Annotated in this window: 9 protein-coding genes; 5 read left to right on the top strand and 4 right to left on the bottom strand. The window is 65.2% G+C overall.

What is annotated here, in order from left to right; translation table 11 throughout:
• Window positions 1-6: 6 nt before the first annotated feature.
• Window positions 7-1,074: a protein NO VEIN domain-containing protein gene (locus ABD292_RS24955; protein WP_344211202.1), complete on the bottom strand. Its 1,068-nt coding sequence runs from the start codon at window positions 1,072-1,074 to the stop codon at window positions 7-9.
• Window positions 1,075-1,496: 422 nt separating this feature from the next.
• On the opposite strand from ABD292_RS24955, the gene ABD292_RS24950 reads away from it, so the two are divergent.
• The 3 genes from ABD292_RS24950 to ABD292_RS24940 are packed head-to-tail and all read left to right on the top strand — an operon-like array spanning window position 1,497 to window position 5,361.
• Entirely contained in the window at window positions 1,497-2,231 is a 735-nt protein-coding gene (locus ABD292_RS24950) for an NUDIX hydrolase (RefSeq protein WP_344211200.1), read from the top strand.
• Window positions 2,228-3,343 (top strand): 5'-methylthioadenosine/S-adenosylhomocysteine nucleosidase, encoded by a 1,116-nt coding sequence (locus tag ABD292_RS24945; RefSeq protein ID WP_344211198.1) that lies wholly within the window; start codon window positions 2,228-2,230, stop codon window positions 3,341-3,343. The genes ABD292_RS24950 and ABD292_RS24945 overlap by 4 nt, the downstream gene beginning before the upstream one ends.
• On the top strand, window positions 3,340-5,361 hold the full coding sequence (locus ABD292_RS24940; protein WP_344211196.1) for a hypothetical protein: 2,022 nt from the start codon (window positions 3,340-3,342) through the stop codon (window positions 5,359-5,361). Before ABD292_RS24945 ends, ABD292_RS24940 begins: the two co-directional genes overlap by 4 nt.
• 131 nt (window positions 5,362-5,492) lie before the next feature.
• On the opposite strand, the gene ABD292_RS24935 is transcribed toward ABD292_RS24940, so the two are convergent.
• On the bottom strand, window positions 5,493-6,206 hold the full coding sequence (locus ABD292_RS24935; RefSeq protein WP_344211194.1) for a hypothetical protein: 714 nt from the start codon (window positions 6,204-6,206) through the stop codon (window positions 5,493-5,495).
• A 1,319-nt stretch (window positions 6,207-7,525) separates the two neighbouring features.
• On the opposite strand from ABD292_RS24935, the gene ABD292_RS24930 reads away from it, so the two are divergent.
• Together ABD292_RS24930 and ABD292_RS24925 are read left to right on the top strand one after the other, a co-directional pair.
• Window positions 7,526-7,993 carry a hypothetical protein gene (locus ABD292_RS24930; RefSeq protein ID WP_344211192.1) on the top strand — a complete coding sequence of 156 codons (468 nt, stop codon included), beginning with the start codon at window positions 7,526-7,528 and terminating at the stop codon, window positions 7,991-7,993.
• Complete coding sequence (locus ABD292_RS24925; protein WP_344211190.1) at window positions 7,993-8,568, top strand: hypothetical protein; 576 nt, start codon at window positions 7,993-7,995, stop codon at window positions 8,566-8,568. Before ABD292_RS24930 ends, ABD292_RS24925 begins: the two co-directional genes overlap by 1 nt.
• A gap of 324 nt (window positions 8,569-8,892) precedes the next feature.
• On the opposite strand, the gene ABD292_RS24920 is transcribed toward ABD292_RS24925, so the two are convergent.
• Together ABD292_RS24920 and ABD292_RS24915 are read right to left on the bottom strand one after the other, a co-directional pair.
• On the bottom strand, window positions 8,893-9,870 hold the full coding sequence (locus tag ABD292_RS24920) for a polyprenyl synthetase family protein (RefSeq protein ID WP_344211188.1): 978 nt from the start codon (window positions 9,868-9,870) through the stop codon (window positions 8,893-8,895).
• A 159-nt stretch (window positions 9,871-10,029) separates the two neighbouring features.
• Window positions 10,030-16,140 carry a hypothetical protein gene (locus ABD292_RS24915; RefSeq protein WP_344211186.1) on the bottom strand — a complete coding sequence of 2,037 codons (6,111 nt, stop codon included), beginning with the start codon at window positions 16,138-16,140 and terminating at the stop codon, window positions 10,030-10,032.
• Window positions 16,141-16,163 lie beyond the last annotated feature (23 nt).

Raw genomic sequence — 16,163 nt, 5'->3', positions numbered from 1 at the left:
TTCTGCTTACGGCGGCCCAGTTCCCTCAAGGTCTCCGTGCAGCCGGTATCTGTAGCCGATGGGTGAAAGGCGCGCCCGGTCTAGCAACCAGGGATGGAATATCGTTCTTGTGCCTCCGCTCGTGATGATTTCGCCATGTTTGTCACGGGTTGCGGCAATATTGCTCACTACAAACAGGGCCACACACGGATAGTCGTTGGCGTGCTGGACTTCGCTGGGTGTAAGGAGGATCTCTTCCGGATCGCCGGTTGTTCCCTTGACCTCAACATGCCAAAGGACACCGTCGATCTCGACCGCATAGTCGAAGCTCTGCGTACGAGAGGTGTCTGTGACCTTGCCGAGCTTGCTGTAATAGATGAATGCCTCATTCATCGCGTACGTCTCGACCGCGACCTTCACCTGCTGGTCGATGGCGAAACCTTGGCCTCTGCGAGGCGTTCGCGGGCGGCCGGCAGCCGAGGCAACCTGACGTTCGGCCTCCTCGATGTTCTGCTGAGTAAGAGTTTCAGAGGATGGCTCCTCCGCAAGAGCCGCAACGACCCCCTTAACCTCAGGAAGCACGTCGAGCACCGCGTTCGGCAGCTTAGCGAGGTACGTCTGGAAGGTCCGTAGAGAATTCTGGTACGGGATCCAAGGGAAGTAGAGCGGCTGCCCTGGATACTCGGCCTGCAGCTTGTCGCGGATCGCCAGCAGGGCTAATCGGCGTTGCCGAAGTACCGCCAAAGGCAGCGGTTCAGCCATCGGACGATAGTCCTCAAGCGCGACGACGAGGCCCGGGAGCCATGTGGGCTTGGCGCCGGCCTTCCGCGCGTACGAGCCACGTGCAGCCCACCAGATCGGCTCGTTGAACCGCTCACCTGTCGCACGGCTGACGCCCACAATCTGCTCTGCCGCGCTGTCATAGTGAACGATGACGCTGTTGGCTTGGACGGCACTGACGAGTGTGTAGCCCGGCGTGTTCACACCGCCCCGAGCGGTGGTAGGCGCCTTCAGGTCGCCACCGGTGTCGTCCCGCCGCGTGATCTCCATGAACAGGTTTTCGCCGGAACGCTGCGACCACCAGTACGTGACCATGACCGCTATCCTGCCGTAGCGGGATCTTGGACTCCATACCTCGCTTTTGGTTGACGTGGGGTTCGAGGGCGCAACCTTCCCAGCCCCGCCTGGACGAAGTCGAACGGGACCACATCGACTGGCGCAGCCACCATGTTGTCCGCGCCCGCCGTCGCTGAGTCGGCGACTGTGCGCTCCATACGCACTGCCGGGTTGTTCTACTTCGGACCTGCCAGCCGATCGTCACCACGGCTGACGTCCAAATGTCGGCAGGGCGGCGTACTGTCACCGGCGTGCCAGCCCTGAAACGCGGCATGTGGGGCGTGAAGCAGGCGAACCCCTGCAGCAGAGCAGCGCGGCAATTGCGTGTAGCAGCGGTGGATGGGTAAAGCTAACTACAGCGCTACTTTTTGTCAGGCTGACAAAAACATAGAGTCGGGCCCGTGATCGACGACCGGTGGAAGCCGCCCGCCATCCTGCTCACCGTTGACCTGGTAATCCTCACATTGCGTGAATCGCGCCTCCAAGTGCTGCTCGTCGAGCGCGGCATCGAGCCGTACAAGGGCGCCCAGGCGCTGCCGGGCGGTTTCCTGCAGCACCCTCAGGAGAGCCTCGTCGCGGCGGCTCATCGAGAACTGGCGGAGGAGGCCGACCTGGACGTCGAGACACTCCGGCTGGAACAGCTAGGTGTGTACGACAACCCAGGGCGGGACCCGCGTGGCCGGGTTGTGAGCGTCGCCTTCCTGGCCATCGCCCCAAGGCTGCCCGAGCCCATCGCCGGCACCGATGCCGCCGACGCTGGTTGGCAGCCCACCGATCGGGTGTTCTCCGGCGAACTGGACCTCGCTTTTGATCATCGGCGCATCGTCACGGACGGCGTCGAGCGCGCCCGCGCCAAGCTCGAGCATTCCGCGCTCGCCACGGCCTTCTGCGGGCCGACGTTCACGATCACGGATCTTCAGGATGTGTACGAGGCGGTGTGGGGGATGCCGCTCGACCCCCGGAACTTCTACCGAAAGATCAAGAAAACTGAGGGCTTCATCCTCCCGGCCGGTTCGGCGCGCAAGGCCTCGACCGGGCGACCGGCTCGGCTGTTCAGGGCCGGTCCTCGCGAGGTCCTCTACCCCCCGATGATCCGTCCCGTCGACTCACCGAACGGAAAGGAGCCGGCGCCGTGAGTCCCGTTGTGATCCTCACCGCACTCGACCTGGAATATCAGGCGGTCCGCGAAAAGCTGACCGGCCTGCGCCTGCACCGGCACTCCCAAGGCACCCTCTTCGAGGTGGGCCGGCTGGCAGCCGGGCGAGGGCAGGTGGTCCTGGCACACGTCGGCAAGGGCAACCTTTCCGCGGGGGTACTGGCGGAACGTGCCATCGCCAAGTTCCGACCGGCCGCGCTGCTCTTCGTCGGCGTGGCCGGCGCGCTGCACGCGCACATCGCTCTCGGCGACGTCGTAGTGGCCACGCACGTGTATGCGTTCCACGGCGGCACCAGCGAGGACGACGGTTTCAAGAGCCGTCCCCGGGTCTGGGAGACCTCCCACGCCGCTGACCAGATCGCTCAGCACCTGCACCGGACCGGCTCCTGGGCCAAGGATCTCGACCCTCGTCCGCAGGTGCATTTCGGGCCGATCGCCGCAGGGGAGGTGGTGCTGAACTCTCGGCTCTCCGAGCACGCCCACTGGATTCGCGAGCACTACAACGACGCGCGGGCGATCGAGATGGAGGGCGCCGGCGTGGCACAGGCCGGCCACCTGAACCAGGTGCCCGTCGTCGTCATCCGGGGGATCAGCGACCGGGCCGACGGCACCAAGGAAGTCACGGACCGCGAGCAGTGGCAGCCGAGAGCTGTCGCCAACGCGGCCACGTTCGCCGCGGCTCTGGCCGAGGAGTTGTCCACCGAAGGGCCCATCACAAGGAGCTCCACCATGCCCGAGACCACCACGAACATCGCCAAGGGAAACGCCCACGTGGGAGTGCAGGCAGGCACCGTGCACGGCGGCATCTGGATCACCCCTGACACGCCCCGGCCGACGGACCTGCCGGAGGCGCTGGCCGGGTTCCGCTCCCGGCTGTGGCAGGCGTGGGCGGACGGACGCCTGGACGAGGCGACGTACAAGGCTGCGGAGGCGGAACTCGTCGCGGCCGACCAAGCCCTCGAGACGAAGACGCCGGATCGGAAGAGCGCGCTGACGCTGGCGCTGAAGAAGCTGCGCGGGCTCGTCGGTGACGTGGCCGCGCTGGCGGCGGAGCTCACCGCCATCATCGCCCTAGCCCAATCCCTGTCATGACAGAGCCGACGCACCGCGTCGAAAATTCGGCCACAGACTCCCACATTGGAGTGCAGGCAGGCACGGTGCACAACCTCAACGTCTACGAGAGGGAGCCGGGGGACTCGCCCGAGACGACGTTTCGCAAGGGTGTCTCGTTCCTGAAGGGCCGGATGCCGGGGCCGGCCCGGCGGCTGATCAACGACGCCATGGTGGACTACACCACCAACGAGGTCTACTTCTATTGGTTGCTCGCCATGGTGAGTCGTCGGACGCGGCATGAGCTGACCAAGGACGAGACCGTTCAGCTGCGAGACAGGCACGCCACCATGCGGCTGCGGGGTGAGGATCCGTGGCGGGACGGCGTACGCATCATCGATCGCCTCCTTGAGTCGGCAGGTAAGGCGGAGGAGGACATCCGCGTCGTGGTCAAAGACCTCGACGCGCTCCGCGAACCGCAGCGCAGCCTGATCCTGGAGCACTTGGAGCTGTACCTCGACGGTCCCATCGAGGACCATCTGTGGCATCGCGCGCTGTCGAAGGCCAAGACGGATCAGATGGCCGGGGGACGCGAGGATCGGATCTGGAAATTCTTCCACCCATCGCCGGCAGAGCCCTTGCTCCGGGAACCGCGGCCACCTGAGACACCTCTGAGCTGCTGGGCCAGAGCGGTCACGTCGACGGTCGTCCTGCTCACGGCGACGGCCCATCTCGGCTACCTGATCCTGCAGAGCGGCCGCGTGCTTCTGATGGCCGCCTACGTGCTGGGCCTCGCCGGCGCCTCTGTCGGTGCACGGGAAACCGCGCACTGGCGCCATCATGTCGTACGCCGCCGTGCGAAGGACAGGGAGTACCGCAGAGGCAGGACCGGGGTCGAGGGCATTGTCGTCGGCCGGCGCGTAAAGGAACAGGCGAAACCCAAGGCCAAGGTCGAGCGCGGCAGTTTCGCGAAAAAAGCCGAGCACCGGATCAACCACTATTTCGCCACGTACGTTCCCCCGGGCATGGACCGTGACCATTGGTTGGCCGAAACGGAGGGAATGCGTCGGAGCCTGCGCGACGAACTGACGGAGGTCTACGGCGGGACCCGAGTCGGAGTCGAGAGGATCGCATGGCTCATTCGGCACCGGGCAAGCGTGGCCAGCACCCGCCGCAGGAAAGGCACGCTGTGGAGCTACCGCCGGGAACTCGCCACTCCTCTGTGGACGAAGGCACGGGCGATACTCGGACTCCTCACCCTCGCAGGTGCAGGCGGCTGGGCCGCTGCCGGCACCGTGCCGATGGAGCCTCTGTCGGCGATCGGCACGATCCTCCTCCTGCTGCTTTCCGGATGGTTCTGTGCACGTATCTGGCTGCACATCGTCCTGGAGCGCCGCCGACATGCCGCGGACCAGGCCGAAAGCCTTCTGGCGTACCAAAGTGACCTGGAGGCTCTGGCCAGGTGGCGCGCAAAGCTGGCGGACAAGCCAGATGACGAGGAAATGGCGACCTGGCTCGACTGCGACCGCAAGGTGCTCCTGGAGGAGGCGTTGCGGCACTACAAACTGACCATGAGTGGTGTCATCGCGCACGCCTTCATCGAGGCTCCGGCCCGGGGGAGCGAACACGCACGACTACGTGGGGGTCCGTGGCGCTACAAGAAATACCAACTCCTGGTCTTCCTCGTCACGCAGGAAGGGGTGCGTCAGCTTACGGTCACCCTCGACTTCCTGAAGGGCACCTTCCATGACCGACAGCGGCTCAACTACCGCTTCGAGGCGGTCGCGTCCGTACGCGTCAAGCAGTCGGACGACGGCGGGCGCGACTTCCAGCTCGCGCTCGTCAACGGAAATGAAATCAGCGTCGAGGTGAACTCGGGCATGGAAGAACTACAACAAGGAGAGCGTCCTGGAGCGGTCTCCGAAGTGTCGTTGGACGCCGCAGGACTCCCTCACACCCTGCATGTCCTGGAAGCAATCGCCGCCGAAGGAAAGAAATGGGTCGATCAGCGAGAGCTACGTACGGGGAACCTTTCGGCTGCACTAAATGATCCCGAATAGGCCGCGCTCCGTGGTGGAGCCGCTCTGGTTTAATCCCGAGGGCGTGGTGCAGTCAACCTGTGCTCGCCACCCTCGCCGTTGGACGCCTCAGCATCTGCGCATGGCTGGTAGCGCTGGGGTAAGAGTATGCACTATCTTCCGCGCCCGAATTGGCTCCTGTTTTTCTTGCGGGCGGGACGCAGCCACGTGCTGTACTCGTCGTACTGTCGCAGTTCGTAGCCGAACTTGTCCGAGGGGGCCGACTGTAGCAATTTTCCTAGCTGATCTAGTACTTCGCGTCCTCTATTTCGGTTGCCGACGCTGCGTGCCTGCTCAAGTCTTGTGATCGCTTTTGCGGCGGCTTCACGTATCTGCATCTCTTCCCGGCGGTCGAGTCGAGTGGTCGGGTGATTGTCAGCGGTTGCAATCGTAAGCGATTCTTTCGCCTCGGGAGCTAAAATCTCTTTCTGGTGTGCCTCGATTGCAGTCTTCCTTGTGAGTGCCCCTGCAGAGAGATCCACCTGCGGAGTAAGTAGCGGCGTTTGTATCGCTGGAGCAAGTGTCAGTCCCCTGGAGTCGATAATCCAACGAGGTGTCAGTCGTTCGGGATCTACATTGGCTCGTATAGAGGAAGGCGCCAGGAGCTGATACGGCTGCCCAACTGCCAGCTCTGCGTAGGCGTACGGGAGTACGACAACTGCATCGCCGAGGCTGGCTCCAGCAGGCGTTCGCACTACGACGGGAAGTGACTGATTGTCCTTCTGGTCGTCACTTATGTGCTGCCAGGGGCCCGTCTTTGAGGCCTTAGGTATTACTAAGAGTCCGGTTACATCCAAAGGAAAACCGCTGACTGTGGGGTCGCTCATTCGGCTCACTTGCCCTACGTCAGCCGAATGTGAGCGCGACCGACGAGCATGCTCAATCCTTGTTGTAGATATTCCCGATCGCGTCAGCTGCCAAGCTGAGATGTTCTCCCACTCGATTGGCTGCCCCGGCAGTTGGACTGCGACGGATGCCCTTCGGGTACCTCCGTGGGTTTCGCAGCGCACGTGTAAGGCATACCCGTCTCGATCGAGCGCGGCATATGATGCACGGGACCTCATGCTGAAGATCCATTGCACGGCTCGACCTTGAATGCGGAGCTGTCTGTCTCGGTCGTGCCAAGTGTGCTCGTCGCCGATGAGTTGGACGGCAATCAGCGGTAGTTGTCGGGGCGGGGTGACAATCAGTGCTGTGCAGTTGCCGCCGAAGGCGAAGTCCTGGTCGAGAATGGGAGTGCCGATGGGCATCAATCCCAGGCCCTTGAGCCACTTGGATATCTCCTGGTTGATGTAGAGATGATCAGCAGATTCGACGCCAAGGTTGACTCGCCTGCACACATGAGTGACTCGGTCTGCGTGGTGAGCAAAATGAGGGATCTTCACCTGGCCGATACGATCCATCAACTGCTTCCCGCAGCCACCAAGATGCGTTCCGCACCAGAACGTGTTGCCCATTCGGTCGTGGTTTTCCCGGAACCGGAGAGCTTCAGCTCGGTCGAGTGGCATAAGAACCGGCTCGTACGACCTCGCTCCGTTCAAAACGGCTGTCTGGACTCTTCGCGTATCTTCCTGCACGCAAGCATCACCTCACACGTGTGCTGAAAATATCGCAATTACACGCCAGATGGCAGCCGCCTCAGGGTGTTCGTTGAAGGTTGCCGATGCGCGACCGAAAGCGACGGGGAGCAAGCAAACGGCGGTTGGGCTGTGGAGGGCGGATGCCGCTTGGGGTCACGTCCACGGACGTGGTGTATGAATCAAGCTTCGAGTGATCCTGTTTCTGCAGGTTAGCCTCGATCTTTGTGCGCCCAGCAGGACGGAGGTGAAGCCGTGACGTAGCGGCTGATCGCCTGTTCGTAAGCTCGTCGTCGCTTGCCGGTGGGAGTCCGGTCCGGGTACTGCAGCGATCCAACAGACGTAGCCGGATGGGTTCGGGCCCAGCACGTCAAACCGCGGGACGGCGAAGGATCACATGCGCGGAGCGCCCGAGGCGTGCCCACGCTCGTGCCCGTGCGGTGTTGCCCGATAAGGGCGGCATGGTGGATGGCCCATGACACCAACATGAGCACCCGGGCAACTAAGTAGCTCTACGCAGCGTCCTACCTACCGCTCGTGTTCGCCACGTCTGCGGAAGGAAGCCCCCCATGCCCGCCTCCAAGAACAGCAACGCTAAAGGCTGCGGCTGCCTCATCGTCGCCGCCCTCCTCATCGCAGGCGGCTGCAGCGCACTGTTCGGCGGAGGTGACAACACCGACCCTGCCTCCTTCACGCCGCCCTCTATCCCGTCCTACACGCCATGGACCCCAAAACCCTGGACACCAGACGCCACGCCAAGCCCCGACCTCGACGGCGACGGCATCGAAGACCGCTACGACGACGACGCTGACGGCGACGGCGTCCAAGCTCGCAACGACATCGACGACACCGACCCCGACAAGGGCAAGCGCCGCCCCAGACGGAAGGCCACCCGCCGACCGCAACCCCAGCCCGAGCCCGAACCGGTCCACATCGGCAACGTCCACCCGGGCGGTTTCTGCGGCACCCCCGGCGCTGTCGGGACGGCCTCGAACGGGCGCACTTACACGTGCCTCGACGGGCACTGGAGGAGATAGTGGCAGATCCGCTGAACGCCGCCTATCTCAGCGTCGGAGGAACGCTCGCTGCCACGGTCATCACCTTCCTCGGCACCGGTTTCCTTCAGTGGCGCAAAGAACGCGTCGCCGACCGCAGGGCACGTGAGCAGACCCTGTCCGATGCGCTCGTGGCCGCCGTCATGTTCTCCACAGCCGTGCAGGTCTTCCGTACCGCGTGGGTGGATCACGCCACCTGGCGAAGGACGGCACTCAATCTCCTCGCCGTCTTCCCGACAGGGCAGACGAGCGCCGGGTGGCCAGGCCGCGCCGCCCAGGTGGCGCGCGACCAGGATCTCGAAAAGCGTGCCGTGACGGCGGACTACCAGGCGATGCTCGCCCCGAAAAGCGAACAGATGCTGCGCCTCCTGCACGAGATCAGCCTCTGGCGGGGCCGGCGTTCACGCCCGATCGTGGCCACTGCTGAAGCTCTCGTCACATCGGCGGCCCGACTGGCGGAAGCGGCAGGCGCCAAGGACGGCACTTACCGTCGGGCGCGCTCAGCGTCTGAGCGGTCCTTGGCGCAGTTCCGAGCAGCGGTCGATCGCAGACGGTGACTCACGCCTGCCGCCATGGTGGGTTGCCGGCCATGCGGCCGGTACGGCTCACCCCCGACGAGCGGCGCGAGCTCGCCGCTGACCTGCTGACGGTGGACTCGTGACCCCCAATGCCCCTCTTGCAGAGGCAGAGGAGAGGCGGCCGACGCGAAGATCTGCGCTTTGCCGGACAGCGGGCATGAGGAACTGGCTTGGCGGCAGGTCGTCCTCTTTGGCCATGCGATGGGGGGTCTTCTGCGTGCACGTGCTCCTGGTAGCTGCAACTCCAGTATGAGCACTTTTTCGGGATTTGGCGTTGATCACTCCCAATTGTTCCGACAATTCTTAACCGGCGATCGTCAGGCCGGCCAGCCGCTCCACGCGATCGATGTACGCCGACGGAAGCCCGTACAGCAGGGTCGCCATCTCGGGGTCGTGGATCATCGGCAGCGCGGCCACCGCGTCCGCGGCCAGGCCCCGGCAGTACGCGATCGTGTCGGTCGTCATGCGGCTCGCCCGCACCTCGCGCAGCACCTCCGCGACCTGCTCGTCCGTCATGCCCCGGCCCAGCCCGCCCAGGTCGATCCCCGACATGAGCAGCGGCAGGCTGTAGACGCCCTGTCGCAGGTCGTTCCCGGCCGGCTTGCCGAGCTGCTCGCTGGTGGCGGTCAGGTCGAGCAGGTCGTCGAGCACCTGGAAGATCAGCCCGAACTTCTCCCCGTACGTCGCCATCCGCGCCCTGTCCTCGGCCGGCGCGTGCGCGCACACCGCCGCGACCAGGCAGGCCGCCCGGAAGAGCGCGGCGGTCTTGCCGGTGATCGACCGCAACGCACTCTCTCGGGTACGGCCGGCGTCGAACAGGCCGGCCGTCTCCAGGTACTGCCCCTCGGCCAGCTCCACCACCGCCGCCGCCAGCACCTCCGCCACCGGCCTGGACACATTCACGATCGCCGCCAGCCCGGCCCTGGCCAGCATGAAGTCCCCGATCACCAGCGCCTTGCCGTCACCCAGCTCGGCGTTGAGCGTGCTGGCGCCGCGGCGCTCGCTCGCGCGGTCCATGAGGTCGTCGTGCACGAGCGAGCCGGCGTGGATGAGCTCGACGCAGGCGGCGGCCGTGATCACCCGGCGGTCGGGGGCCTTGCCGAGGGCCAGGGAGGCGGCCAGCGTCATGGCGGGCCGCAGCCGCTTGCCGCCGGCCGCGATGACGCGCCCGGCGCCCACGTTGATGGCGGGCAGCGCGGAGGAGCCGCTCAGCCGCCGGATCCTGGCTTCGACCTTGGTCAGGCCCGCGGCGATGACCGGGTTGCGCAGGAGTTGGTCCATGCGCTCCAGCCTGCCTAACGGTGGCTGTGTGACACCTGAGAGACCCTGAGGAGCCTCTCAGTACGCCTTCTCGGCGCGCTTTGTCAGTGCGCGGTGATTCCTAGATTCAGACGTACCGCGCTTTCTGGTTGCGGACCTCGACCCACCTCGATTATCGCGTCAGGCTCGGTAGGGCCAGGACCGCGTCAACAGCGGCTCGGGCCTGTACATACGACCATCGTCGTCGATGTCGAAAACTCCCAGCGTCTGCAGAATCGCCACCGCGGTATCCGGATCGTCGACGTCGCCGCCCGCGGCCACAGCCGCGACCAGATCCTCAAGCGTGGCACCGTCAGTACCAACGAGCGCTAGTACTGTGCTGAACGCCGTGACGAGTTGCTCGTCGGCGGTGATCCCGACTGCGTCGACGAACGCGGCCGCGCCAGCCGGTGAAGCAAGGTCCTCGGCGACGGTAACCAGCGCCTGCCCTTCCTCCATGCCAGACGCTACGAGCTCACCCGCCCGCTCGACGAGCAGTGGCCAGCCGCCGGTGACCTCGATCAGGCGCTCGAGTCGCTCCGGCACGCTGAACTTTTCGCCCGCCAGCGCCCACACACGCAGCGTCTGCCGGGTATAGCGCCGCAGCATGACCGTGCCGAGCGCCGGGGTGCGTCCGGCGTCACCGAGCACCGTCCACCACAAGCACATCTGCCGTGGCCCGGCGACGATGACGGCCGAGCGTGTCACACCAGGCTGCTGCGAACGCAGCTCGAGTGCCGCTTTCAGGGCGGCAGTGCACGCTTCGTCGCGTGGCTCGAGCGCGACCAGATCGGTGAGCACGACACGCCGCTCGCCAGGCCTGCCAGCGACAAGCTCCTCTTCGAAATGCCGCCGGTTGGTAATTGACGGCACGGTGAATCGGTCACCGACGTCGGCTGCGAGCCGTACAGCCTGTGCGACGTCGCCAATGCCAGTCGCCGGTGAGCCGAGCACCACGCGAACCTGGTTGGCGTGGTCGCCGAGCACATCGTCGCTCTGGCCGGCAGTGAGCGGCGAGCGTCGCCCATCAGGCAGAGCCGCTCGTGTCTCCAGCGCGATGAACTCGTCGGGCACCGACAGCGCTCCAGCGCCGACGAGCTGCGTGATGACATTGTCCTTGGAACCGATCATGCGCAGCACGTTTGGGCTGCGCAGGTGCCAGCCTCGGCCGTCGTTGTTAGGCGCAAGCACGCCCAGGCCCACCATCTCCTGGAGGTACGAGCGGAACCCTTCGACATCCAGAGCCGAGAAGCCCACGTGCCACCAGTCCAGGCATTCTTCCCGCAGTTCCACGTCCGACAGACGAGCGTCGAGACCCGACTCATGCGCGTGATGCGCCAGCACGTTCGCAATAACGTTGTACCGCGGATCCAGGTGCAGCGTGTCATGGAATGCTGCGCTGATGTCGGCTTTGAGGTCGACGTGGCTCTCGACCGCGACGACGTCGGCGCGCGTGATGACGTAGGGTGGCTCGGCGTCGGCGACACCTGCGCCGCGGCGGGCGTGCATCTTAGCGACGAGGCGGGAGCCGAACATCTGCAGCAGGAATGGCTGATACGAGCAGTACCCGAGGATCCGGTTGACCAGGTCGTCGTAGGCAAAGTGGTACCCGAGCGCCTGCAGTGGGCGAGTGAGCAGGTTCGTCGCGAACTGAGGTCGTAGCGGTCCGATAACTGTCGGACGCTGCGCAAGGTGACTGAACGGGCCGTTTCGGGCACTCTTGGCGTAGCGTTGCACCGAGTGCAAACCAGCGAAAACGACCTTGATGCGCCCGTCCGTAGCCAAGCCGAGTTCTTTGAGTCGATTCGTCTCGAAGAACTCCGGTGCATCCGATTCGAAGAACCGATCGGATTCGTCGAGCAGGATGAGTAGCCGCCGGCGCGGATCGGCGCCAAGCCAGGCGAGCACGCCTGCGCGGACTTCCTCATGCGGGCTCTTGCGGCTCGCCTGACGGCGTGGCGGCGTGATGACGCCCTGGTCGTCGAAATCTCGCAGCAGCGCATCCCATATCGCGTCTGGTCCGATCGCCGAACCTGCCCGGATGCCTACGGTGTCGACGCTGAGGTAGAGGCTGACTCGCTCGCCAGGTGACCCCTGCGACTCGAACTTTTGCCCGGCACTGCGCAGCAGGGCGGACTTGCCCAAGCCGCGTCCGCCGTAGAGAAGCTGTGTGCCGTCGGGGTCAAGCACGCTTTTCCGCTCGGCATCGCGGCCGTAGAACATTTCCTCGGCCACGAGACCGCGCTTCTTTCTGACATACGGGTTTACGTTGCTGAACGGGAGCAGCACACCCATGGCGGCGTCCATCTGCCGGTTGCCGTGCGCAGCCAGGTAGATCAGTGCGGCATCATCTAGCACTACGACCGGCGCAGTGCGGTTGTCCGCAACAGCATGCTGGGCGAGCTCGCGGCGAGTCTGCGCACCCATCGTGCCGAAATAGGCGATGAGTAGGCTGTCGCCAGAGTTGTCCTGATCGGCGTGGCTGAGCAGGAGCTGCGCGCTCGGCTGTCCCCAAGCGAGCAGGACGCGCAAGCGTCCGCCGAGCTTGCTGCCAAACGCCGGAGCGGGCGCCTTGCCGTTGATCGTCACATCGACCACATCGATGAAGCGCCGATCGCGTCCCCGGGGCAGATCGTCGAGGCGGCGGATACGTTTGCCCTCGATGCCCGTGATACGCAGCGCCGGTAGGAGGAGTTCACGTTCGGTGATCTTCCCCCGTCCTTCAGGAGGCGTGGTGGCGAGCTGGCGCCAATCATCGAGCGCGGCCGCGGCGAGCTCGGCCAGGTCAGGGCTGAGCCGGCTGAAATCGAGCGCCTTGCAGCCAGACACCTGACCGCGGCTGCGCACAACCTGAATGACCTCCGCCGTCAGACCAGACTTCAGCGCGTTGGGCACGGCTGGAAAGAACTGTTGCAAGTCATGCTGCTCAGAGATCTCTGGCACCGGCTCACCAATCTCGAGAAAGTAGATGAGCTCCTCAGCGGTGGACAGCTCACCGGTAGCGATGAGCCGCTCGACACGCTCGACGGTGCCTTCGTCGACGTCATGCAGCGCGGCCAGTCGATCCGACAACCGCCGTGCCGCCTCTGCACGATAGAGCGGGAGCTGCTCGGCGACGCAGGCGAGCTGGACGCGGACTGCGGCGAAATTGCGTGTGACGCTGGTGTCAGCGTCCTGCAGCAGGCCAGTCAACTCGCCGGCCTGCTCCTCGGAAACCTCGTTGTTGATCTGTGCTCGACGCAGCTCCGCCAACAGTTGCTCGTGTAGCTCTTCCAGCTGAGCCTGCACCTTGGCCTGGGCTGCTGCGACCGCTGCGGCGGTGTCTTCGCCGAATTCGTGCTCAGATGCACCGGGCAGCAGGTTCATCGAAGCCGCGGTGAGGAGGAAGTTTGCGGCGTCGAAGTTCTCGGCCGCGACCTGGGTGAAGACCGCGTCGGTCCAGGTGCGCTGGGCAGCGGTCAACAGTTGTTCGACGGTTGTGTTCGCCGGCACGGTGACGTGGCTGAGAGCCGTGTCGACGATCGCTCCAGGCACCTTCAGCAGTTCGGCGGTCAGCACAAACGTCGCCACTGGCTCGCCGACCGATAGCGCAGCCTCGCCGGCGAGCACGGCGAACGTCAACGTCAGCGACGTCGCAGCCGCTCGCGATGCAGCCGCCAGTAGCGGATCGGTGTGCTCAGTCTGCGCTGCCATTGCGGCCAGTACCGCTTTGCGCCTATCCAGCACCGTGGCGCGCATGTCGGCGACGTCTCCGGTGCTCCAATGCCGGCCGGCGCCAGACCTCTGTAGTGACAGGACTGCCTCGGCCCAACCGGCGAGGGCCTGAATGGCCTCCTGGACGAGGTTGATGAGGTTCTGCCGACCAGCGCCTTGGATTGGCTTGCCAGACGTCCCCCTCAATTTGCGATCGAGTATGTCGATCTCGCGGGCGACGTGTGAGGCTTCACCGAGCCGCTGAATGACGCTGGTGACCTCGTTCACGGCGGACTGGTCATCGTTGGCGGCAATGGTCAGTGGCCGACCAAGCAGCCCGTCGGGGGCTAGCCATGCCTTTGCGACGTCGGTCGCGCGTTTGAACCGTATCGTGCGGGGGCGCAGCATCTTGCGGGCTTTGTCACTGGCGGCGCGTACCGACCGCTCGACCTCGCTGACGTCGGCGAGCACGGTTAGCGGCGGAGCGTCGACGAGGAGGCCTTGCAGCGCCCGTCGGCCAACCTGCTCAGCAACGGCAGCCAGGTTCGGCTCGACCCGGGGAGCCAACTCGGTGAGCACCGCGCCGACCGTTGGCTCCCCGGTCACGAGGGCTGCACGCAGCAGCGAGGCGACGATGAGCAGCGCGCTGGGCGAGTCGTCGGCGGCGGCCATCCTGTCGAGTGTGGTGAGTTCGCCGCGCAGTGCGGCATTGACCGTGCCGGTTTCGCTACGTACCGCGTCGGACAATGCCGCGATGCGCAACATGGCCGACTGGCTGGCGGGCAACTGTCCCGCCTGCGCGATGGCCGCGGCCAATCCGAAGCTCTGAGAGCCCATGAGATCAGCGACACCGTCGATGAGGCGGGCATGTGCGAGGAGCTCGTTGCTGACGGTTACAGCCCTCTCGGCCTCAAGCTCGGCGGTCAGCCCAGTTGTCGAGCTGGAGCCGGGAACGGTTGGCGGCGCCTCAACGGAAGTGAAATCCGACGTCGACGTCGGATGGGCGGGTACGGCGGTGCTTCCGCTCGCTGTCCCCGAGAAGGTCTCGTTCTCCTGGGTGGCCTGGTCACTGGCCTTGGTGTCAGACGGGTCGTCGACGGTGGTCGCGGCCTTGTCATCAGTGGTGGGACGCGTGCTCACGGTCTCCGCTGTTTCAGCGAGTAGACGGGTCAACTGAGCCGCACTGACGGCGAGTAGGGCCAAGTCCGGATGAGTTTGGACAAATTGCTGCTGCAAAGCCACCACCTGCGACGGTGCGGTGACCGGGTCGGAGAGCTCATTTAGCATGGCCAGTGAGACGGCGCGAGCCCGATCAACGGTGCTCCACACCGGGGAGGCGGCCAGGGCATCGGCACGCTGCTGTGCCTCGGCCAGTGCCGTGGCGAGCATCGCATTGTCGGCGGGCGCGACGAGAGTCCGCAAGTGTGCGAGACGAGCACGCTCGGGCGCGTCGTCGGCGGCCTTCATGAGGTCGTCCAGCGCGGCGCGCACCGCCTGCCCGGTGTCGGCATCGATAGTGGTACCAGCCGCCCGCAGCCTGGCCACGGCGTTGTCGAACGAGGTACGCGCAGTGGTGATCACATCGAGGTCGTCGGCGGCTGGAGGCCGGTCGGCGGTGACGTTGTCGAGGATCCGCTGGGCCGCGGGGACCGCACTCAATAGCGCCTGCCGCAGGTCCTCACTGGCCTGCTTCAACTGGTCGACGCCGGTACCTCCGATGGTCGCCATCATGTCAAGGTCCTCCTCGTCGTCCACCGCGACTGGCTGCTGGGCAGTGGCGGAAGCCGTCCCCGCAACGCCGTCTTTATCGATCGGAGCTGGTGGCAGGACCGAGACAGCCGGTTCTGGGGTGGGCTCGATCGCACTCGCGGTCGCATCGTCAGGTTCGTGGGGGTCGGCCGGAGTTTCGTTGCTGTCGTTGAGGAAGCTGAACGTGGGCGACGTGTCGATGACCCTCCTGGCAGCCATGGCGATTGCATCGACGTGTTCGTCATCGACAGAGGCAGGTCGGAACCATGGCTGTTGGCTCGCCCACAGCCACAACCGCGCGTCGCGCACGGAGGCGAACCCGCTGGCCCACACAGCGACTCGCGCCAATGCCGGAGACCAGTGCGTGGCCGGGTCGCGCACGGCTGAGGAGGAGCGTTCAGGGAACTCGTGGGCCACGACGTTTATCCGCACGTCGGTGAGCACCACTGCGGTCAGGGCCGCAGCCGCGTGTCGTGCGGGATGATCATCAGCGCGGGCCATCCGCATGAGCACGTCGCGGCACAATTGTGGGCCGACTTTGGAGGGTTTGATCATGAGTCCGAGTGGACGCAGCACCGATGGCCGGTACGGCAGCGGTGTCGCCGATAGGGCCTTGCCGATGTCCTGCAGTGTCAGCTCTGACAGCGCTGAGGCCAGAGGTGCCGGGCACTCCATGAGTGCCTCGGACAATTTGTTCAGCGCCGCGTCGCGTTCGTCGTCCTCGCCGAACGGCCAATCCGGTTCGTGCCAGACCGGGTATGGCGTGAACGCGTCGCCGTGTGGGCAGCTGGTGCGCGGATGACGGGCCATGGAGCCTCCGGAGGAACCGATGG

Source organism: Nonomuraea bangladeshensis (assembly GCF_039529455.1).
In the GTDB taxonomy this organism is placed as follows: Bacteria; Actinomycetota; Actinomycetes; order Streptosporangiales; family Streptosporangiaceae; genus Nonomuraea; species Nonomuraea bangladeshensis.
The sequence above is the reverse complement of the archived record's forward strand: the minus strand, read 5'-3'. Positions and strand labels throughout refer to the sequence as shown.

Coding starts and splice junctions, on each gene's coding strand:
- ABD292_RS24955 (WP_344211202.1), bottom strand. CDS start 1,074: ATGGTCACGTACTGGTGGTCGCAGCGTTCCGGCGAAAACCTGTTCATG.
- ABD292_RS24940 (WP_344211196.1), top strand. CDS start 3,340: ATGACAGAGCCGACGCACCGCGTCGAAAATTCGGCCACAGACTCCCAC.
- ABD292_RS24935 (WP_344211194.1), bottom strand. CDS start 6,206: ATGAGCGACCCCACAGTCAGCGGTTTTCCTTTGGATGTAACCGGACTC.
- ABD292_RS24930 (WP_344211192.1), top strand. CDS start 7,526: ATGCCCGCCTCCAAGAACAGCAACGCTAAAGGCTGCGGCTGCCTCATC.
- ABD292_RS24920 (WP_344211188.1), bottom strand. CDS start 9,870: ATGGACCAACTCCTGCGCAACCCGGTCATCGCCGCGGGCCTGACCAAG.
- ABD292_RS24915 (WP_344211186.1), bottom strand. CDS start 16,140: ATGGCCCGTCATCCGCGCACCAGCTGCCCACACGGCGACGCGTTCACG.